This window comes from Cupriavidus sp. YAF13, from assembly GCF_052113425.1.
Classification (GTDB): domain Bacteria; phylum Pseudomonadota; class Gammaproteobacteria; order Burkholderiales; family Burkholderiaceae; genus Cupriavidus.
Window position 1 is genome coordinate 78798 of record NZ_JBFRDD010000025.1, and the last position, 19743, is coordinate 98540.

The 19743-nt window shown below is 67.0% G+C and carries 19 protein-coding genes; 1 reads left to right on the top strand and 18 read right to left on the bottom strand.

Annotated features, from left to right (window positions below; genetic code table 11):
- Positions 1-18: 18 nt before the first annotated feature.
- The 7 genes from AB4061_RS20495 to AB4061_RS20525 form a co-directional block, all read right to left on the bottom strand.
- The gene (locus AB4061_RS20495) at positions 19-369 is read right to left on the bottom strand and encodes a hypothetical protein (RefSeq protein ID WP_441636957.1); all 351 of its coding nucleotides are present in this window, start codon (positions 367-369) and stop codon (positions 19-21) included.
- 156 nt (positions 370-525) lie between these two features.
- Positions 526-1347 carry an IclR family transcriptional regulator gene (locus AB4061_RS20500; RefSeq protein WP_441636959.1) on the bottom strand — a complete coding sequence of 274 codons (822 nt, stop codon included), beginning with the start codon at positions 1345-1347 and terminating at the stop codon, positions 526-528.
- Positions 1348-1531: 184 nt separating this feature from the next.
- Positions 1532-2302 carry a CoxG family protein gene (locus AB4061_RS20505; RefSeq protein WP_441636961.1) on the bottom strand — a complete coding sequence of 257 codons (771 nt, stop codon included), beginning with the start codon at positions 2300-2302 and terminating at the stop codon, positions 1532-1534.
- Positions 2292-2768 carry a (2Fe-2S)-binding protein gene (locus AB4061_RS20510; protein ID WP_441636963.1) on the bottom strand — a complete coding sequence of 159 codons (477 nt, stop codon included), beginning with the start codon at positions 2766-2768 and terminating at the stop codon, positions 2292-2294. The genes AB4061_RS20505 and AB4061_RS20510 overlap by 11 nt, the downstream gene beginning before the upstream one ends.
- Positions 2769-2777: 9 nt before the next feature.
- Entirely contained in the window at positions 2778-3644 is an 867-nt protein-coding gene (locus AB4061_RS20515; RefSeq protein WP_441636965.1) for an FAD binding domain-containing protein, read from the bottom strand.
- Complete coding sequence (locus AB4061_RS20520) at positions 3637-5874, bottom strand: xanthine dehydrogenase family protein molybdopterin-binding subunit (protein ID WP_441637015.1); 2238 nt, start codon at positions 5872-5874, stop codon at positions 3637-3639. The genes AB4061_RS20515 and AB4061_RS20520 overlap by 8 nt, the downstream gene beginning before the upstream one ends.
- Positions 5875-6002: 128 nt before the next feature.
- Positions 6003-6983: a Bug family tripartite tricarboxylate transporter substrate binding protein gene (locus tag AB4061_RS20525; protein WP_441636967.1), complete on the bottom strand. Its 981-nt coding sequence runs from the start codon at positions 6981-6983 to the stop codon at positions 6003-6005.
- A 322-nt stretch (positions 6984-7305) separates the two neighbouring features.
- Here AB4061_RS20525 and AB4061_RS20530 point away from each other — a divergent pair, with 322 nt between their 5' ends.
- A complete protein-coding gene (locus AB4061_RS20530; RefSeq protein WP_441636969.1) occupies positions 7306-7884 on the top strand; it encodes a MarR family winged helix-turn-helix transcriptional regulator in 579 nt (192 codons plus the stop codon).
- 69 nt (positions 7885-7953) lie between these two features.
- Here AB4061_RS20530 and AB4061_RS20535 read toward each other — a convergent pair whose 3' ends face one another.
- From AB4061_RS20535 to AB4061_RS20585, 11 genes are all read right to left on the bottom strand, one after another.
- Positions 7954-9249, bottom strand: a complete 1296-nt coding sequence (locus AB4061_RS20535) for an MFS transporter (RefSeq protein ID WP_441637017.1) — start codon at positions 9247-9249, stop codon at positions 7954-7956.
- A 288-nt stretch (positions 9250-9537) separates the two neighbouring features.
- Positions 9538-10494 carry a PDR/VanB family oxidoreductase gene (locus AB4061_RS20540; RefSeq protein ID WP_441636970.1) on the bottom strand — a complete coding sequence of 319 codons (957 nt, stop codon included), beginning with the start codon at positions 10492-10494 and terminating at the stop codon, positions 9538-9540.
- An 83-nt stretch (positions 10495-10577) separates the two neighbouring features.
- Complete coding sequence (locus tag AB4061_RS20545; protein WP_441636971.1) at positions 10578-11567, bottom strand: VOC family protein; 990 nt, start codon at positions 11565-11567, stop codon at positions 10578-10580.
- Between the two features lie 51 nt (positions 11568-11618).
- The gene (locus AB4061_RS20550) at positions 11619-13091 is read right to left on the bottom strand and encodes an aldehyde dehydrogenase (RefSeq protein ID WP_441636973.1); all 1473 of its coding nucleotides are present in this window, start codon (positions 13089-13091) and stop codon (positions 11619-11621) included.
- A gap of 21 nt (positions 13092-13112) precedes the next feature.
- The gene (locus AB4061_RS20555) at positions 13113-13919 is read right to left on the bottom strand and encodes an aspartate dehydrogenase (protein ID WP_441636975.1); all 807 of its coding nucleotides are present in this window, start codon (positions 13917-13919) and stop codon (positions 13113-13115) included.
- 12 nt (positions 13920-13931) lie between these two features.
- Positions 13932-15653: a thiamine pyrophosphate-binding protein gene (locus tag AB4061_RS20560; RefSeq protein WP_441636977.1), complete on the bottom strand. Its 1722-nt coding sequence runs from the start codon at positions 15651-15653 to the stop codon at positions 13932-13934.
- On the bottom strand, positions 15646-16449 hold the full coding sequence (locus AB4061_RS20565; RefSeq protein WP_441636978.1) for an SDR family oxidoreductase: 804 nt from the start codon (positions 16447-16449) through the stop codon (positions 15646-15648). The genes AB4061_RS20560 and AB4061_RS20565 overlap by 8 nt, the downstream gene beginning before the upstream one ends.
- A 5-nt stretch (positions 16450-16454) precedes the next feature.
- Positions 16455-17285, bottom strand: coding sequence for an IclR family transcriptional regulator (locus AB4061_RS20570; protein ID WP_441636980.1), 831 nt, complete (start codon positions 17283-17285; stop codon positions 16455-16457).
- A 59-nt stretch (positions 17286-17344) separates the two neighbouring features.
- A complete protein-coding gene (locus AB4061_RS20575) occupies positions 17345-17881 on the bottom strand; it encodes a cupin domain-containing protein (RefSeq protein ID WP_006157660.1) in 537 nt (178 codons plus the stop codon).
- Between the two features lie 16 nt (positions 17882-17897).
- Positions 17898-18668 carry an SDR family oxidoreductase gene (locus AB4061_RS20580; RefSeq protein ID WP_441636982.1) on the bottom strand — a complete coding sequence of 257 codons (771 nt, stop codon included), beginning with the start codon at positions 18666-18668 and terminating at the stop codon, positions 17898-17900.
- Positions 18661-19716 (bottom strand): Rieske 2Fe-2S domain-containing protein, encoded by a 1056-nt coding sequence (locus AB4061_RS20585; RefSeq protein WP_441636984.1) that lies wholly within the window; start codon positions 19714-19716, stop codon positions 18661-18663. Before AB4061_RS20585 ends, AB4061_RS20580 begins: the two co-directional genes overlap by 8 nt.
- Positions 19717-19743: the final 27 nt, after the last annotated feature.

A 19743-nucleotide genomic window follows, 5' to 3' on the forward strand; every position in this document is an offset into this window, starting at 1 on the left:
TTGGGCCTGCTCCAACGCTCACCGACCATGGCCGCCACCATGGCCACCACCGTTGTGACCACCGCCTTCGTGACCACCGCCATGGCCCTCCCCATGCCCTTCGCCGTGGCCGCCGTGGCCGCCGTGACCATGGCGGCCATCACCGCCGTGGCCACCGCCATGGAAGAACACGGCACCACCCCCATAAAACCTGGGCCACCAGCCATAGTCATAGTAGGGGCCATAGGGGTAAGCGGGATAGTAAGCGCCGTAAGGATAAGTGTCTTCGGCCGGATAGCCGTAGCCATAGCCGTCATATGCAGGCACTGCCGCGCAGCCGGCCAGCGCCATGGCCGCACCGATTGTGAGGATTTTGATACATGTGCCCATCGCCAATTCCTGACGCGTTCGTGTAGTTAGACACGAATTTCCGGTGCACATTCCAGGCCCCTGCCAGGCCCAATGCCGGATTTGCGCGGCAAGGGCAAGCGCGGTGCTTGCCCGTCACTACCAGGCGACAAGCCTGGTGCCGGCCTGGCCGGCGCCCTACAAATTAACTACCGCCCCACCTTCCGACGGACGATAGTCCAGCAACCGGGATAGCTCCCCCGCAGCACTCCTCACCTGCTCCACCATGCCATCGAGCCGCTCCGGATCGATCCGCGAAGCCGGGATGGTGGCGCCAAGCGCCGCCACTACCTTGCCGCTGCGGTCCCGCACAGGCGCGGCGATGGTCGAAATGCTGGTCTCGAAGAAGCCTTCCTGCAGCACGTAGCCGCGCTGGCGGTCGCGCTGGACCATGTCGAACAGTGCTTCGACGGTCTTGGGTGTGCTCTCCGAAAAAACTTCCAGCTGCGGCTCGGGATAGAGTTCACGCAGCTCCGCCAGCGACAGGTCTTCAAGCAGCACGCGGCCAAGCACGGTGGCGTGCGCCGGCAGGCGGGTGCCGACGTTGACCGAGCTGGCGAACGGCGTAGGCGCCACGGACTTGGCCACGTAGACGATGGAGCGGCCGTCACGCACCACCAGGTTGCATGGGAAGTTGATCTCGTCGCGCAGACGGTCCAGCAGTGGCCGGCCGAGTTCGGTCAGCTCCAGCGAAGCGAGGTAGTCGAAGCCAAGGCGCAGTACCGCCATGCCGAGCCGGAATTCACGGCCGCCATCGGTGCGCTCGACAAAGCCCATCATCTCCAGCGTGGTCAGCAGGCGGAACACCGTGGAACGCGGGACCTGCAGCCGGCGCGCCAGCTCGGCGGCAGACAGGGTCCGCTCGTTGCGGCTGAACTCGCCCAGCAGGCGCAGGCCGCGTTCCAGCCCCGGCACGATGTACTTGTCCTGGAGATCGGTAGGCTCGAGGGCATCTGTCATGGTGATATCTCTGCGAATGAGTACTTTGGCGTGCTATATGGTAACGGCTTTGGCTTCGGCCCTGCCCAGCGGCCCGGCCGGTGCGGATGACGCACCTTGCATCCCGACGCGCCGCCTGCGACTGTCCGATATAACACGCCCTGCATCTATCCTCCAGCACTTCCATCACCAAAGCCGCGCAGGCTCACTTCAGATAGTCCCGCAGCCAGGCGGCGCACTCGCCCGCGTGCTGTGCCGGCCAGCGCACGGTAATGGTCGCATCGGGCTGGCGCACTTCGATGCAGATATCCGTGAGCGGGCCCCTGTCCACGGCGGGCGCGGGCGAGAACAAGCGCGACCACCAGCCAGCGCTGCGATTGGGGCTGGCTTGCACTGCGTGAGCCGGGATGACGGCCGGGCGAGCGGGAATCCCCTCGATGACTGAGGCTGGCGAAGCGGCCTGCGCCTTCGCCGCCGTTTGCGCCACCGTCGGCGCCGCTGCGGGCGCCATAGCCGGCACCGCCTCGCCAGGCGCCACCAAACGCGCCGACAAATTCGTGCCGAATTCCTCCCACATCCGGTCCGCCTTCGTCTTCATCACGCTCAGGCCGAACGTGCCAAGGCGGCCCAGCACGTCCACGTTGATCTTCATGCGCAGTTCGGTCTTGCCGTCGGGCTGCCCGGTCAGGAAGATCTCGCTGGATTGCTTGAGCGAGCTGGCCACGGAGGCGTCCTCGCCCGTGCCTTCGCTACGCAGGTAGTTGGGCGCGCGCATCTCCACGATGGTGGTCTTGATCTTGAAGCGCGCGCTGACAAAGGCGATCTTGACCTGGATGTGCGAGATGTACTCCACATCGCTGACCACCTCGATCGACTGCATGCCCGGCACGCAGCCGCCCATCACATTGGGATCGAGCAGCAGTGCCCAAACTTGCGCCGGCGCTGCGCCGACGATCAGGGTTTTTTCAATTTCCACGCATTTTCTCCGCGGCGGACAGAATGGATTCGACGATGCCGACGTAACCGGTGCAGCGGCACAGGTTGCCGTTCAGGCCGGCGCGGACTTCTTCTTCTGTCGGGTTGGGGTTATGCGCCAGCATGGCGCAGGAGGTCATCAGGAAGCCAGGGGTGCAGTAGCCGCACTGCAGGCCGCCGCACTCCATGAAGCTTTGCTGCAGCGGGTGCAGTTCGCCGCCGGCGCCAAGGCCTTCGACGGTGGTCACGTCGCGCCCGCGTGCCTGCACGGCAAGCACCAGGCAGGACTTCATGACTTCGCCGTCCACCAGCACGGAGCAGGCGCCGCAGATGCCGGTCTCGCAGCCGCGCTTGGTGCCGGTCAGGTTGAGGTCGTCGCGCAGCAGGTCCGACAGCAGGCGCCGCGCGGGCACTTCCACGCTGTGTGCCTCGCCGTTGACGGTGAGTTCGATATAGATCTTTTGCATGGGAAATCCTTAGTCCGCCGCCAGCCCGAACAGCGTGGCGATGCTTCGCCGCGCCACGGTCCGTACCATCTCGCGGCGATAGTCCGCGTTGCCGCGCATGTCGGAGACGGGGTCGATGTCCGCGGCGACGATGTCCGCCGCCTCGGCGGCCACTTCCGGCGTGACGGCCTTGCCGGCCAGGAACGCCTCGGCACGCCGCAGCCGCGCCGGAATCGGCGTGGACGCGCCGACCGCAAGGCGCGCCTCGATACACGTGGCGCCAGTCCGGCGCGCCAGCAGCGCGACGCTGGCCAGCGGCCGGTGCTCGGCGGCCGTGCGCAGGAAGCGCGCGTAGTGGCCAAGCGCATCCGGCGCCGGCGCGGGAACGCGGATCTCGGTCACGATCTCATCGGGCTCGAGCGCGGTGGTGTAGTAGTCGACCAGGAACGCCTCCATCTCCAGCACGCGCTCGCCGCTCCTGCCGGCGAGCACCACCTGCGCTCCCAGCGCCATCAGGCAACCCGGCGGATCGGTGGCGGGATCGGCATAGCAAAGGTTACCGCCGATCGTGCCCTGGTTGCGCACCTGCGGATTGGCCACGCGCCCTGCCATGCTGGCCAGCATGGGGTAATGCGCCTGCACCAGCGGCGAGCGCGCCACCTGCGCATGCAAGGCCAGCGCACCGATGCGCAAGCCGGCGCGCGGATCGAACTCGATCTTGCGCAACGCATCGAGCCGGCCAAGCGATACCAGGTGGGTGGGCGTGAGCATGCGCTGGCGCATGCCGAGCATCAGCGCGGTGCCGCCCGCGATGACCCGGCACGCGTCGCCCAGGTCGGCCAGCATGTGGCTGGCTTCCTGTACCGAGCCCGGCTCCAGAAATTCGAAATTACGCATGGCGCGCCTCCTTTTCCTTGCGCTCGCGCAGCGCGGCCAGCACCTTCTCCGGTGTGATGGGCAGCGAAGCAATGCGCACGCCGATGGCGTCATAGACCGCATTGGCAATGGCCGCCGCGCCCGGCAGGATCGCGGTTTCGCTGGCGCCCTTGGCGCCGTAGGGCCCGTTGGGCTCAATGGACTCGACCACATCCGTGCGCAGCGCGGGCACGGCGTCGGCGGTCGGCATGGTGTAGTCGGAGAAGTTGCCGTTCAGGATGCGGCCATCCTCGACCTGCACGTGCTCATACAGTGTCCAGCCGATCGCCTGCACGGTGGCGCCGTGCGTCTGGCCGTGCACGGCCAGCGGGTTGATGGCCTTGCCGCAGTCGTCCGACACGAAGCTGTCGATCAGCGTGACCTGCCCGGTGGCCATGTCCACTTCCACTTCGACGGCCTGCGCCGCGAACGAATAGGCAGGCGCGATGTTGCCGTAGTAGTTGGCGTCGTGCATCACGGTGGGCGCATCGTAGGTGGCGCGCACCATCAGGCCTTCGCCGCCATGGCGGAAGATATGCAAGCGCGCGATCTCGGCGAGCGTGGCGCGCTTGGTGTCGTCATTGCGGGCGCGGATCACGCCGTCGAGCAGGTCCAGTTCGTCCTGCGGCACGCCGAGCTTGTCGGCGGCAACGCTCAGCAGCTTCTGCTTCGCCTCGCGCGCGGCCCGCATCACTGCGTTGCCGGCAATGATCGTGACGCGCGATGCCAGCGAGCCGAGGCAGAACGGCGCCACATCGGTATCCGGCGCGCTCACGGTGACATGCGACAGCGCAATGCCCAGCTCCTGGGCACAGATCTGGCTGAGCATGGTGTTGGCGCCCTGCCCCATGTCGCACTCGCTGGTGAGCACCATGACGCGCCCGTCCTCGTTGACCTTGAGCACGATGGTGGAGCCGTCCCAGTTGCCCAGCGTGCGGTTGCCGCTGACGTGCATGGCGGCCGCGATGCCGAGCCCGCGCCGGCGCGTGCCGGTTCGCCGCGAGGCATCGGCGCGGCGCGCATCCCACTGGATCGCTTCGCGCGTTTGCTCGAGGCATTCCACCAGGCCGCTGCTGCCGATCTTCCAGCCATGCACGCTGGTGTCCCCGGAGCGGATGGCATTGCGCTTGTGGACTTCAATGGGATCCATGCCAAGCATTTCGGCCAGCATGGTGAGGTGGCTGTTCAGCGGAAACTGCATCTGCTGGCCGCCGAAACCGCGGAACGCGCCGCGCGGCGGATTGTTGGTATAGGCGAGCACGGCGCTGGAGCGCACGTTCTCCACGCGATGCATGTTGTCGCTGCGCATGGCGGTCACGTGCATCACGTCGCCAGCCAAGCCCGCATAGGCGCCGCATTCGGCCACGATATTGACGTCCTTGGCGACGATCATCCCTTGCGCATCCAGGCCCATCTTCAGCCAGACCCGCGCCGGCACGCTGGAGCGCGCGCCGAGAAAATCCTCGAGCCGATTGTTGACGAAGCGCACCGGGCGGTCGAGCCGCGTTGCCAGCAAGGCCGCGATCAGGCTGTTGCTCTCCTCCACGATCTTGGCGCCGAAGCCGCCACCGGTGACCGCCTGGATCACGCGGATGGTGGACACCGGCCGGTCCAGCGCTTCGGCCAGCCGCGCGCGCGCCAGGAACACGGACTGCGTCGAGGCCCAGACCGTCAGCCGGCCATTGCCATCCTGGGCGGCCACGGTAGCCATCGGCTCCAGGTAGCCGGGATACTGCGAATGCATGTCGTACGTGGCCTCGTAGACCACCGCGGCGCGCGCGAAGCCGGCTTCGACGTCGCCGCGCTCGATATGCATCTCGTGGGCGATATTGCGCGTGCCCGGGTGCAGCTGCGCCGCGCCATCGGCAAGCGCTGCATCGGGGCTGAAGATGGCGGGCAGTTCATCGTACTCCACGCGGATCAGGTCCAGTGYATCACGCGCGGTTTCCTCATCCACCGCAACCACCGCGGCGACCTCCTCGCCCACGTGGCGGACCACGCCAGCGGCAAGAATACGCTGCTCCTTGCGATGCGTGCCCCACAGCCGCGACGGCGTGTCCTCGCCGGTCAGCACCAGCTTGACGCCCGGCAGCGCGCGCGCCGCCGCGGTGTCGATGCGAACGATGCGGGCATGCGGATACGGGCTGCGCAGCACCTTGGCGTGCAGCATGCCGGCCTGCTTGATGTCGCCGGCATACACAGCCCTGCCCATCACCTTCTCCCGCGCCGTCACTTGCGGCGTGGAGCTTCCCACTGTCGACGTGCTCAAGCCGACCTCCTGCTAGTCAGAAAACCACTGAAACCATGAAGACGCCGGCGAGCGTTGCCGCCGGCATCGCGTCACTCGGCGCTAATGCCGAAATCCTTGATGACCTTGCCCAGCCGCTCGTAGTCGGAAGCATTGATCTTTTCCAGCACGGCGGGCGCGCCGCCCACCGGCACCGCGCCGAAAGTGGCCATTTTCTCGGCGATGTCAGGCATCTTGACGATCTCATTGAGCTGTTCGTTGAGCAGCTTCACCACCTCGGCCGGCGTGCCCTTGGGCGCCATGACGCCGTGCCATGCGCCCACGATGACGTCCTTGTAGCCAAGCTCGGCCAGCGTCGGCACATTGGGCAGCAGCGCAGAGCGCTTCGGATCGGTCACTGCCAGCGCGAGCAGCTTGCCCGTGTTGATGTACTGGGCCACCGGCCCCAGCGTCACGTAGGCAAAGTTGACGTGGCCTGCCACGACATCATTGACGGCGGGCGCAACGCCCCGGTACGGCACATGCTGGATCTTCACGCCAGCAGCGCGGTTCAGCCACTCGCCGGCGATATGCATGGGCGAACCCGCGCCGGGGGTGGCATACGTCAGCGGCTTGCCGGCCTTCGCCGCGGCCACCATGTCCTGCACGGTCTTGATGCCGGCGCCCGGATACGCCACCAGCAGCACGGTCTGCGTGCCGGTCTGGATGACCGGGGTGAAGCCATGCAGCGCGTCGTAGCTGGAGCTGGCGGGGAGCTTGAGCACCATCGGCGCCGTCGTAAACGGGTTGGGCGTGAACAGCAGGGTGTAGCCGTCGGCCGGCGCGCGGCCGACCATGGCGTTGCCGACCACGCCGCCGGCGCCCGGCTTGTTCTCCACGATCACCGGCTGCTTGAGGCGCATCGACAGCTTCTCCGCGTACATGCGCGCCATGGAGTCCGTGTCGCCGCCCGGCGGATAGGCGACCACGATCGTGACCGGTTTGGTGGGATAGCCGAGCGCGAAGGCGCTGCCGCCTCCCAGGGCAATCGCGGCGAGCGCTGTGGCAAGGATGTGTCGGCGGGCAAGGTTCATCTACGGCTCCTGTGGGGGCGCTCCACTTCAGCGGGGAATGGCATGGTGGGTGCAGGGTTAGGCACGGCTAAGGGACGGGAACGCATTCGATGTGCGTTTTATTAGCGAAACACTAGTTCAGGAGAGGAACACTTCATTCATACTAGATCTCGTTTGTTGACTACTCAACTTACGTTAACCACCAATTGACATATGTATTTTTTATAAAATTAAAAAAGAGGGAAATCACGACGAGAACGGGGCAGCACACCGGAGTCCCTATGAGACAATCGGCTCCGCCCCTCCCTGATCAGCCGCCGTCCGGCGGCATCTCTTGAGCGACATGGATCTGATGAAGCGCGCAGCCGGAACGACAAGCGACACCGGCGACACAGCAGTGCCCCCGACAACCGACTGCCCCTGGGCGCAACTGGACGAGCAAGGCAACGGGCTCGATGTCGACGACTTCCTGACGACGATGCTCAGCCAGTTGGTCAACGCCCTGCGGCGCACCGTGACGCTGCCCTACGCCGAGCAGTTCGCGCTCACGGTGCCCGAGTGGCGACTGCTGGCGCTGCTGGCGCACGCGCGGCAGCTGCCTTTTGCCGAACTGGTGCTGCAATCCACATCGGACAAGGCGCTGGTGAGCCGAACGCTGCGGCTGCTCGAGGGCCGCGGGCTGGTGAAACTGGATGCCGAGGGCAACACGCCGCGCAAGAAGCTGATCTGCAGCATCACGCCGGAAGGCCTGGCGCTGCATGAGCAAGTGATGCCGCTGGCCAGGAAGGGCCAGGCGGAGGTGATCCGGCTGTTGGAGCCAGAGGAGCGCCGCGCGATGTACCAGGCGCTGAGGAAGCTGCACGGCCTGTGCGTGACGCCCGGGCGCGGCGACGCGGGCGGGGGCGAGGGCGAGGGCAAATAAGCACGCACGAGAACGAACAAAGCCCGTGGCAGCTGGCGCTGCCACGGGCTTCATGTCGTGCGCCGCGGATCAGGCCTCGAGTTGCTCGAGCACCTTGCCCTTGGTCTCGATGCCAAGGAAATGGATGGTCAGCGCCGCCACGAACGGCACCGTGGCCAGTGCATAGAACGCGGTGCTGAGATTGCCAGAGCCGATCGTGCTGGCCACCAGCGTCGGCGCGAAGATCGCCGCCAGCTTCAGCCACGCCCCCCCAAAGCCGCAGCCCATGGCGCGGATGCTGGTGGGATACAGCTCCGGCGTGTACACGTAGGCCGTGATAAAGCCACTCGCCAGGAAACCGAGCGAGAGTGCGCAGAGCCCGGCCACGACGTACACCGACTCCGCGTGGAACACGCCAGCCAGCGCCAGCGATATCGCGCACAGGATGAACGAGACGTTGATCACCGGCTTGCGGCCCACCTTGTCGACGATCATCGCGCACACCAGCGAGCCGATCACCCCGAGCACCGATGCGCCCGCGGCCAGGTTCAGCGCCAGTTGCAGCGGTGCGTGATACACCGTCTTGTAGATCGTCGGCAACCAGGTCGACAGCCCGTACTGGATGAAGCCGCAGGTCGCCCACAGCATCCACACCGCCAGTGTGCGGCCAATATAGGCCTTGCTCAGCAGATCCCGGACACGCCGGCGCGGGTGCTTGCCGGTCATCGCGTCGTACGCGGACACATCGCCCAGCGGCGCCAGCGGCCCCTTGGCCCGCGACTCGAACACCACGAGCGCGCGGTCGGCTTCGGCCAGGCGGCCCTTCTCCGCCAGCCAGCGCGGCGACTCGGGAATGGCCCGGCGCAGGATGAAGAACAGGATCACCGGGGCGCCGCCGATGAAGTACATCACTGTCCAGCCGAACCGCGGCACCAGCCACGCGCCGACGGCATTGGAGATCAGCAGGCCGATCGGGAACACCACCTCGTACAGCAGCACGAAGCGCCCGCGCCCGTGGGCACGCGTCACTTCGTTGATATAGGTGGCTGCCACCGGCAATTCGCCGCCCAGGCCAAGGCCCTGCACGATGCGCAGCAAGGCAAAGATCTCGAACGAGGGCGCGAAGCCGCAGGCGATGCTCATCAGCCCGATGATGCCCGCGCTCCAGCCAATCGAGTTAAGGCGGCCAAAGCGCTCGGCCAGGGCGGGAAACAGCAGCGCGCCGATCAGTTGCCCGACCGACGGCGCCGCGATCAGGAAGCCGATCTGGCCCGGCGTGAGCGACCACATGGAAATCAGCAGCGGCAGCGTGGCGGCGATGGCGATGACGTCGAAGCCATCGAAGAACGTGGCCAGGCCAATCAGCAGCCGCGCCCTGACATGCATGCCATTGCTGGGCAGGCGCTCGATGCGGGCGATGATCTCGCCCCGGGTGGCTGCCACGCGGGCGTCACTGGCGCGCTCGCCACCGCCTGCCGTGATGCTGCTGGATGGGGTCGCCACACCCTCGGCGTTCGCGTTGGCGAACGGGGCCTCTTGTCTCTGGATCAACACGGTGTTTCTCTTCTAAAGTATCCGAGGCAGGCAGCCGCCCCGCGCTGGCGCATTGCCGGACTTGCCCGGCAATGGCCACCACCGTTGGCGCCGCGATGGATGCGGCGCGCGGTGGCGCGCTTAGAGGTCCAGGACCAGGCGCTTGCCTTTGCAGCCTGACACGCAAACCATCATGGTCTGGTTCGACTCGCGCTCGCTCTTGCTGAGCACGCCGTCACGGTGTTCGGGAATGCCTTCGAGCACGCGCGTTTCGCACGAGCCGCATACGCCTTCCTTGCAGCTGTGCTCCACCGCGATGCCCGCTTCGAGCAAGGCATCCAGCAGGGACTTGCCTGCGGGCACTTTCAGCTCGCTACCCGTGCTTGCCAGCGCCACGGTGTACTCGCCGTCCTGCACCGCCGCCACCGACGGGTCGGCGGCGAAGCGTTCGATATGGACTTCGGGATAGCCATGGCCAGCGCAGGCGGCTTCGAAGGCATTCAGCATCGGGCCCGGGCCGCAGCAATAGAAGTGCGTGCTGGCGGCTTGCCCCGCCAGCAGCGCTGACAGGTCCGGCGGGCTGCCCGCCTCGTCGTCGAAGTGCATGCGCACCGCGTCGCCGTAGGCGGCCAGCTCGCCCGCGAAGGCAGCTTCCTCACGCGAGCGTGCGCAGTAAAGCAACGTGAAGGAACGCCCAAGCTGATGCAGCCGGCGCGCCATGCACACGATCGGCGTCACGCCGATGCCGCCGGCCACCAGCACCGTGTGTGCCGCACCCTCATCCAGCACGAAGTGGTTGCGCGGCGCCGCCACGGTGAGCGTGCTGCCCACCCGCAGTTGCTCATGCACATAGCGCGAGCCGCCACGGCTTGCGCGGTCGAGCAGCACGCCCACCACGTAGCGGTCGCGCACTTCCGGYGCACCGCACAGCGAGTAGCTGCGCACCAGGCCATTGCCCAGATGCAGGTCGATATGCGCGCCCGGCGCGTACTCGGGCAACGCATGCCCGTGCGGATCGCGCAGTTCCACGCTGACGATGCCGCGCGCTTCGAAACGCATGGCCTGCACGCGCAGGCTCAGGGATTGGCTGGTACTCATGGCACTTCCTTCGGTTGCTTCGAGTTGCTTGTCTTGCTGGTCTTGCTTTATTTGCCTGCGTTGCCGGTGTGGCCGCGCCGTGCTCAGCGCTTCTCCGTCAGGAACTTGCCCTGCGGGCCGCCCGCGTTCTTCTGCCGGCGCGTATTGCCATCCAGCCCGCCTTCCACCGCCCATTCGGCGAACATGGTCGGGCCCGGCTCGAAATCGCGCGGCTCCCATTCGGCATCCAGCTGGTCTTCATCGGCGTAGTACTCGATCAGGCCGCCGGCCGGATTCTTGAAGTACCAGAAATACGCCGACGAAATCGGATGCCGGCCCGGGCCAAGCTGCGTATCCCAGCCACCGCGCGACACATGCAGGCCGCCGCCGAACACCTCATGGATATCGCGCACGGTAAAGGCGACATGGTTCAGCCCGCTCTTGGCCTGCGGCAGCTGCAGCAGAAACAGATCGTGGTGGCCGCCGTCCGGCGCGCAGCGCAGGAAAGCGCCACGGCCCGGATAATGGTCAGACGGCACGAAGCCCAGCTTCTCGGTGTAGAAGCGCTCGGTCGCCGCCACGTCCTTGACGAAGAACACCACGTGCCCCACCTCGATCGGCGTGGCGCGTTCGTAGATCGGGCTGCGCTGGTTCAGGCGCGGCTTGTCGTTCCACGTGTTCATCGCGGCGCATTCCACCTCGACCTCGCGCTTGCGGGTCAGCTGGAAGCGCACGGCCAGGCCGTTCGGATCCGTGCAGCCTACGCGTTCGCCTTGCTCGCCCCGCACGCCGTGCTCGCCCGTGCTGACGAAGCCCGGCTCGGCGCGGATGGCATCCGCAATCCGGTCCAGCGCCGCTTGCGTGTCCACGCCCCATACCACCTCGCGCAATGTCGGGCCGTCTTCCATTGCCGCCGGCAGTGCCGGGTCGCCGATGCGGCGCACCAGCACGCGGCAGCCGTTCAGCGTCTCGAAATCCAGCCCGGCCGCGTCCTCGCGCACCAGCGTGAGGCCCCAGTCGGCGAAGAAGCGCCGGCAGGCGTCCAGGTCGTCGGCACCGTAGACGATTTCGTCGATGCCCAGAATCGTGTTCATTACCCTCTCCTGCTGTGTCGCTTTTGCAGCGTCCAAAGTCGTCGCGCTCACTTAGTTAGCCCACGGCAGCGGTTGTTCATGCATGCCCCAATACACGCTCTTTTGTTCCATGTACTGCAGGATCCCCAGTCGTCCCTTCTCGCGCCCCAGCCCGCTGTCGCGCCAGCCGCCGAACGGCGTCGAGATCGAGAACTGCTTGTACGTATTGATCCACACGTTGCCCGCCTGGACCGCGCGCGCAAAGCGCCATGCACGCTTGTAGTCGCGCGTCCACACGCCGGCCGCCAGCGCGTACACGCTGTCGTTGGCTTGTGCGATCAGATCGTCCTCGTCGTCGAAGGCCATCGCCACCAGCACCGGCCCGAAGATTTCCTCCTGGCATACGCGGGCGCTGTTATCCAGCCCCTCGATGATGGTCGGCGTGTAGAAGTAGCCGTTCTCGCAGCCCGCCACCGTGGGGCGGATGCCACCCGTGCGCAGTTGGCCGCCTTCGGATACGCCAAGCGCCACGTACGATTCGATCGAGTCGCGGTGGCGATCGCTGATCAGCGGCCCCATCTGGGTGCCCTCGTCGGCCGGATCGCCTACGCGCAGGCGCGCCGCGCCCTCGGCCAAGCGGTCCATGAAAGGCTCATACAAGGAACGTGCCACGAACAGGCGCGAGCCCGCGATGCACGATTCGCCCGAGGAACTGAAGATGCCGTACAGCACGCCGTTGACGGCGTGGTCCAGATCCGCATCCTCGAACACCATGGTGGGCGACTTTCCGCCCAGCTCCAGCGACACCGGCATCATCTTGTCGGCGGCGATGTGGGCGATATGGCGTCCCGTGGTGGTGCCACCGGTGAAGGACACGCGGCGCACCAGCGGGTGCTTGGTAATGGCGTCACCGATCACCGAGCCCTTGCCCGGCAGCACGCTGACGAGGCCCTTGGGCACGCCGGCTTCCTCGCAGATGGCGGCGAGTTCCAGCGCCATCAGCGGCGTGATCTCGGCGGGCTTGATCACCACCGCGTTGCCGGCGGCCAGCGCGGGCGCCAGCTTCTGTGCCTCGCTGGCGATGGGCGAATTCCACGGCGTGATCGCCGCCACCACGCCCATGGCTTCGTGCACGCTCATGGTAAGGAAATCACCACGCGCGGGCGTGAGCGTCTCCTCCAGGGTTTCGCAGGCCGCCGCGAAGAACTGGAACGTGCCGGCAGCGCTGGCCACCAGCGCGCGCGTCTCGCTGATGGGCTTGCCGTTGTCCAGGCGCTGGCGCTGGGCCAGCGGCTCGGCGCGCGCGCGGATCAGGTCGGCCACGCGATGCAGCACGGCTGCACGCTCGTGCGGCTTGCGTTGCGCCCAGCCGCTGGTGAGGAACGCGCGATGCGCGCCCTGCACGGCCTCTTCCACGTCGTCCAGGCTAGCCGCGTTCAGCTCCGCGACGACCTCGCCGGTGGCCGGGTAGCGTGTTGCGTAGCGCTCGCCGCCGCCCAGGCGCCACTGGCCTGCGATACAGATGGGGAGAATCTCTTGCTTCATGATGATTGCCTTGCTGCCTGCTTAAATCGACATGGCGTGGGCACGGTTGCCCAGCGCACGCACCACGCTGAACACCGTCAGCGCCGAAGTCTTGGGGTTCGCTGCCAGCGGCTTGCCGCGCATGGTCAGCTCGAAACCGCCGAAGGCGCCGCGCGCTTCCACGTGGTGCACGTTTTCATCCACGCCCGGATCCGCCAGCAGCTTGACCTGCGTGTGGTCCAGCCCGAGGCCGGCCATCGACAGCGTGGCCGCCACGTTGGCGTTCTTCGGGTAGAGCCGCGCCGCTTCGCGGGCGGTGCCTTCGAAGATCACCGTGGATTCGGTCAGCGCGTCGAGGTCGAACAGCGCCTCGGCCGGCGTGTCCTTCCATGCGCCGGGCGGCTTGCGCCCGGTGTAGACCACCGAGTCCAGCCCGCCCACGCGCGCTGCCGCCAATGCGTCGATGGCACCGATTGCGCCGGAGAGCAGCTGCACCTGCGTGCCGCCGCGCCGTGCCGCGGCTTCCAGCCGCTCGGCCAGGCCCGGTTCGGAGAGCGCGCCCACCGACACCACCATGCAGGCGATGCCGCGCTCCAGCGCCGGCACGATGTGCTCTTCCAGCGCATGGTGGCCAGCGCACTCCACCAGCAGGTCAGGCCGTCCGTCCGCCTGGCTCAGGCAGGTGGCAACCCGTGCGTGCGGCGCCAGCGCCGAGACATCGTGGCGCGCCTGGTCCATCTGGGCCTCGGGCACCACCACCACGTCGAAGACCACGTCCGGATCGCTCTTGAGCAGCTCGAGCACACCGCGCCCGATCGCTCCGCATCCCACCATCGACACGTGCAGCATGTTGCGTCTCCCTCAGGCGGTCACAGTGCTGCGTTCGGCCGCGCGTGCGGTCTTCTCAGCCTCCGCGTCGGCTTCCTTGTTGACCGGCGGGCCTGCGAACGCGGTCTTGAAGGTGCCGATGGACAGCATGTCGATCTCGAGCAGGAACGGGCCGGGTTCGATGGTGGCTTCTTCCAGTGCCACGCCCACGTCGGCCAGGTTGCTGACGCGGCGATGGCGCAAGGCCAGCGATTGCGACAGTTGCGCGTAGTCCGGCGTATGCAGATCCACGTAGTGGCGCCGTCCGCCGTACTGCGCGTCCTGGATGTTCTTGATCACGCCGTAGCCCTTGTCGTTCATCAGCACGAAGACCACGTCGGCGCGTTCCTGCACGGCGGTAGCCAGTTCACCCAGGTTCAGGATGAAGCCGCCGTCGCCGGCCAGGCAGAACGTCTTCTTGCCGGAAGCCGTCACCGCCGCGCCCACGGCGGCGCCGATGCCCATCGCCAGGCCCTGGCCGATGCCGCCGCCCAGCGCATGCACGCCGGCACGGGAGTCAAAAATGTGCAGCTGGCGATTGCCCCAGGTGCTGTTGGAGACGGTCACGTCGCGCACCCAGTTGAAGTTGCGGCCTACCGCGCCCTGCAGCGCTTCCACCAGTGCCGAGTACGGGCCCAGGCCGTCGATCAGGCCGTTTGTGGCGGTCTCATGCGCGGCGCGCAGGTCGGCGGCGAAATTCGGATCGACCTTCAGCTTGCCTTCCAGGCGGTCGGCCAGGCCGTCGAGTGCGAGGGCCGCATCGCCGCTGGCGAAGTAGTCGCTCTGGTAGCAGCGGCCTTCGGCGGATGCATCGGCGTCCACGCGGAACAGCGGGCGCGGCAGCTTCAGTTCGTACTTCAGCGTTTCATTGCCGCGCAGGCGCGAACCCACCACCAGCATGGCGTCGCAGGTTTGATAGAACTGCTCGACCGGCTTGTGCAGGTTGAAGGCACCCAGCGAACGCGGATCGTCTTCGGCCACGATGCCGCGGCCTTGCGTGCTGGTGACAACACCAAAGCCCAGCGCCAGCAGACGCTTGACCTGCGCGCCAGCGTGGCGTGCGCCGCCACCCAGCCACAGCAGCGGGCGCTTTGCCTTGGACAGGCGCTCGGCGAGTTCGTCCAGCGCATGGGCCGAAGGCACGTGGGTGGGAACCGCCAGCGGGCGCAGGTCGGTCGGCATCGGGATCAGCGCGGCCTGGATGTCGATGGGGATTTCCACGCTGACGGGGCCGCTCGGCGCGGTCAGCGCGGTTTGCACGGCGAGCTTGATGGTGCTCAGCGCGGTATCGGCGCTGCGGATGCGGAACGCGGCCTTGGAGATGGCCTTCAGCATGGTCAGCTGGTCCGGCGCCTCATGGATGTAGGCCAGGCTCTGGTCCAGGTACGGCGTTTCGATCTGGCCGGTCAGGTGCAGCAGCGGCGTGCCGGCGGTCAGTGCTTCGACCATGGCGCCGGCGGCGTTGCCCGCGGCAGTGCCGGTGCTGGTCAGGCACACGCCCAGGCCACCCGTGGTGCGGGCGCAGGCGTCGGCCATATTGGTGCCGCCGGCTTCGCCGCGCGCGGGCACGAAGCGGATCTTGCCGCGCTCGCCCATCGCGTCGAGGATGGGCATGTTGTGGATCGAGATGACGCCGAACGCTGCCTTGACGCCGCATTGTTCGAGGAAGGCGGCGATGGCGTAGCCCACCGTGACTTGTTGCTGTTCGTTACGCATGACGGGAAAGTCCTCCGGAAATATCGATATGGCTGCCCGTGGTGTACGAAGACAACGGCGAGGCAAGGAACAGGATCGCGCGGGCGGCTTCCTGCGGCAGGCCAAGACGGCCTAGTTGAATATGTTTTTGCTGCGCCAGGCGCGCGGTCCACGTGGCCCAGTCGAGGTCGCGCTCGGCTTGCGGGCGCGCTTCGAAGCGGCGGCGCCACTGCCCCGACTCGACCAGGCCGAGCAGGATGCCGTTGACGCGGATGCCCTTGGGGGCGAACTCGGTTGCCAGCGAGCGCACCAGGTTATGCACGCCGGCACGCGCCGCCGACGTTGCCACCATATGCGGCTCGGGTTGCACGGCCAGCAGCGAGTTCACGCAGACGATGGCACCGCTGTCCGAGCGCTCCAGCTGCGCGAGGAATGCACGCGTGGCATGGATCACCGAGAAGAACTTGAGCTGCAGCTCTTCGAGCCAAGCCGCGTCCTCGGTGTTCGCGAACGTGGAGACGCGGCCCTGCCCTGCGTTATTGACCAGCATGTCGGCCGGACCGAGCGCGGCCTCGCTGGCGGCGGCAAAAGCGGCCACCTGCGCGGGATCCAGCACGTTGCAGGCAGCGGCGTACAGGCGGGCATCGGGGAAGCGTGCGCGCAGATGGCTTTCCGCCTCGCGCAGCCGCGCTTCGTTGCGGCCGCACAGCGCCACGGCGGCGCGTGATTCCAGCAGTTGTTCGACGGTGGCCAGGCCGATGCCCGAGGATCCACCCGTGACGACGGCAACCTTGCCGTCGAGTTCAATCATGGACATCGTCCTCACTCCCGATACAGGTTGACCACCTTGCCGTGCTCACGCGGGCGGTAGTCCAGCAGGCGAGACAGCTCGCCCGCGGTGTCTCTGACTTTCTCTTCCATCATGTCCAGTTGCTCCGGATCGATGCGCGAGGCCGGGATGGTCACGCCCAGCGCCGCCACCACCTTGCAGGTACGATCCCGCACCGGTGCCGCGATGGTCGAGATGCTGGCCTCAAAGAACGCTTCCTGCAGCACCACGCCGCGCTCGCGGTCGCGCTGCACCATCTCGAACAGGGCTTCGACAGTGCGCGGCGTGCTGGGCGTGAACACTTCCAGCTGCGGCTCCGGATAGAGCTGGCGCAACTCGGCCAGCGTCAGGTCTTCGAGCAGCACGCGTCCGAGCACGGTGGCGTGCGCCGGCAGGCGGGTCCCCACGGTGACAGAACTGCTGAACGGCGTGGGCGCCACCGACTTGGCCACATAGACGATCGAGCGGCCGTCGCGCACCACCAGGTTGCACGGGTAATGGATATCGTCGCGCAGGCGATCCAGCAGCGGGCGCCCCAGCTCGGTGAGTTCCAGCGAAGCCAGGTACTCGAAGCCCAGGCGCAGCACCGCCATGCCGAGGCGGTAATCGCGGCCGCCGTCGGTGCGTTCGACAAAGCCCATCATCTCCAGCGTGGCCAGCAGCCGGAACACCGTGGAGCGAGGCACCTTGAGCCGGCGCGCCAGGTCGGCCGCCGACAAGGTGCGGTCGCGGCGGCTGAACTCGGCCAGCAGGCGCAGGCCCCGTTCCAGCCCGGGCACGATGTACTTGTCCTGGATGTCTTCCGACAGGCGTTCTTGAGTCATGGGATGGCTTGTGTTTCAACTGGGCCGGCACCCGGATTGGCGCGCCGGCCGCGCGCTTTTCAGCGCTTGACCTTGGTGAGCGGATGCTCGGGCGGGTACGTCGGCGTGATCGGCTTCTTGGCGCCGAGCATCACGCACATCAGCGCGTCTTCCTCGCCGATGTTGATTTCCTCGCGGTACACACCGGGGGGCACCGAGACCAGGTCGCGGTCGGTCAGGATGGTTTCGAAACGCTCGCCGTCCTTTTCCAGGATCAGCTTGATCTTGCCGCGCATGACGAAGAAGACTTCTTCCACGTCCGTGTGCAGGTGCGACGGGCCTTCGTGGCCGGCCGGGATGATCATGGTCGAGAAGGTGAAATTCTCGGACGGCACGGTATTGGTGTCGGTGGCCACGCCGGTGCCGCCGGTGCCGAGGTAGCGCATCTGCGCACGGCGGTACTTGGGGTCGTAGTCAGCCTGGAACTTCAGCGCGTCCCAGTCGTAGCGGCGGGTGGAGAAGCGCGCGACGCGGCTCTCCATCCACTGGTCGAAGGAAGCGCCGGACGGCTGCTCCCAGGAACGCTTGATGTTGTCTTGTTGGGAAAGATCGCTCATTTGGATTCCTTCTAGCTCAGTGCATGACGAAGCCGCCGTTGACGGCCAGCGTCTGGCCCGTCACGAAGCGGGACAGGTCGGAGAGGGCAAACAGCACGGCCCCGGAGACATCCTCGGGTAGCTGCTCGCGGGAAATCGCGCGTTGCTCGCGATAGAGGTCGCGCCGCTTCTGGGGCACGTATTCGGTTGCCTCCACCAGGGTCAGCCCCGGTGCGATGGCATTGACGGTGATCTGGTCGTCGCCCAGCTCGCGCGCCAGCGAACGGGTCATGCCGATGATGGCGCTTTTGCTGGCCACGTATGCCAGCAGGTTGGGCGCGCCCCACAGCGGCGTGTCGGACGCCAGGTTGACGATGGCGCCGCGCCCCGAGGCGCGCAGCGCCGGCAGGCAGGCGGTGGTCATCAGCCAGGTGCCGCGCACGTTGATGTTCATCACGCGGTCCCAGGTGGCGATGTCGATGGCGCTGGCGTCGCGGCCGCCGGAGTCGGTCACCGCGGCGTTGTTGACCAGCCCGTCCAGGCCGCCGAGCCCGGCTGCAGCGGCGGTGGCGCAGGCGCTCACCGATTCGGGGTTGCCCAGGTCGAGCACGAACGGCAGCACCTTCAGTCCGCGGGCCTGCAGCGCAGCGGCTTGCTCGACCAAACGGTCCGCGAGGATGTCGGCCATGGCGACTGCGCCGCCGGCTTCGGCAATCGCGGTGGCAAAGGCCAGGCCAAGCCCGCGCGCCGCGCCGGTCACCAGCACGCGCCGGCCAGCCAGCAGGTTATGGCGATCGATCTCAGGCATGGCTCGCCACCCCGCCAACCGGCTTCAACATGGCAACGGGCTCGTCCGCGACTTCCTGGTCGGCGCGGCGGCGCAGCAGGCGGCGCACGCGGGTGATGCCGACATCGTGCTGGTACAGCGTTTCATGCTCGCGCGCGTTCGGCGCCATCATTTCCAGCACCACGCGGTCTTGCTCCAGCACGTCCCAGTGCAGGCCCTCCAGGCGGTTGCGGTACAGGAAGCGCCAGACATCGCGCTCCCAGCCCTGCACGTGACGGGTGCGCCAGAAGAACACCATGCAGTGCTCCTCATCCACCGGCGTAGCGATGCCGACGATGCCGAAGGGACCGCCGGGGCCCACCTTGGCGCGATACGGAATGGCCAGGCGCAGCCGCATCGTGCCGGTTTCGCCGAATTCCACCCAGTCGAAGTTCACGCCGCGCTGGCCGGTCTTCTCGAACACCAGGCCGGTGTCGGTCTCGCGCACGGCCATCACAGCCTGCTTTTCGCCGCTGGCCATCGAGTGCGACACCGCGTGCAGGTAGGCGCCGTGCATCGGGTCCATGACGTTGTCGATGGCGTAGCGGTAGTTGCAGTCCCAGTGCGCCACGCACAGGAAATTGGTGTGCTCGTCGCTTTCCAGTTCTTCCGGCAGGCGCAGCGCATCGGCTTGCCCGGGAGCGCGCTCACCGAACCACAGGAAGATGGCGCCGGCCTTTTCCTGCACGGGGTAGCTGCGCACGCAGGTCTTGCCCTCGAGCGGGCAGCTGTCCACCGCCGGCACGCTCTTGACCTGGCCATCGCCACCCACTTCCACACCGTGGTACCAGCAGGCCACGCGGTCGCCAAGGTTCCAGCCCATCGACAGGCGCGCGCCGCGGTGCGGGCAGCGATCTTCCAGCGCGTGCACCTGGCCTTCGCCATCGCGCCACAGCACGATGTTCTGGCCCAGGCGCGTAATGCCGACCGGTGCATGCGTGACCGCCCACGCGGCCGATACCGGATACCAATAGTTGTGCAGGCCGGTGTTCAGGCGCGCCTCAGCACGCGCTTGCTTGTTCGATTCCATTGTTTGCTCTCTTGCGGGTACCGGATC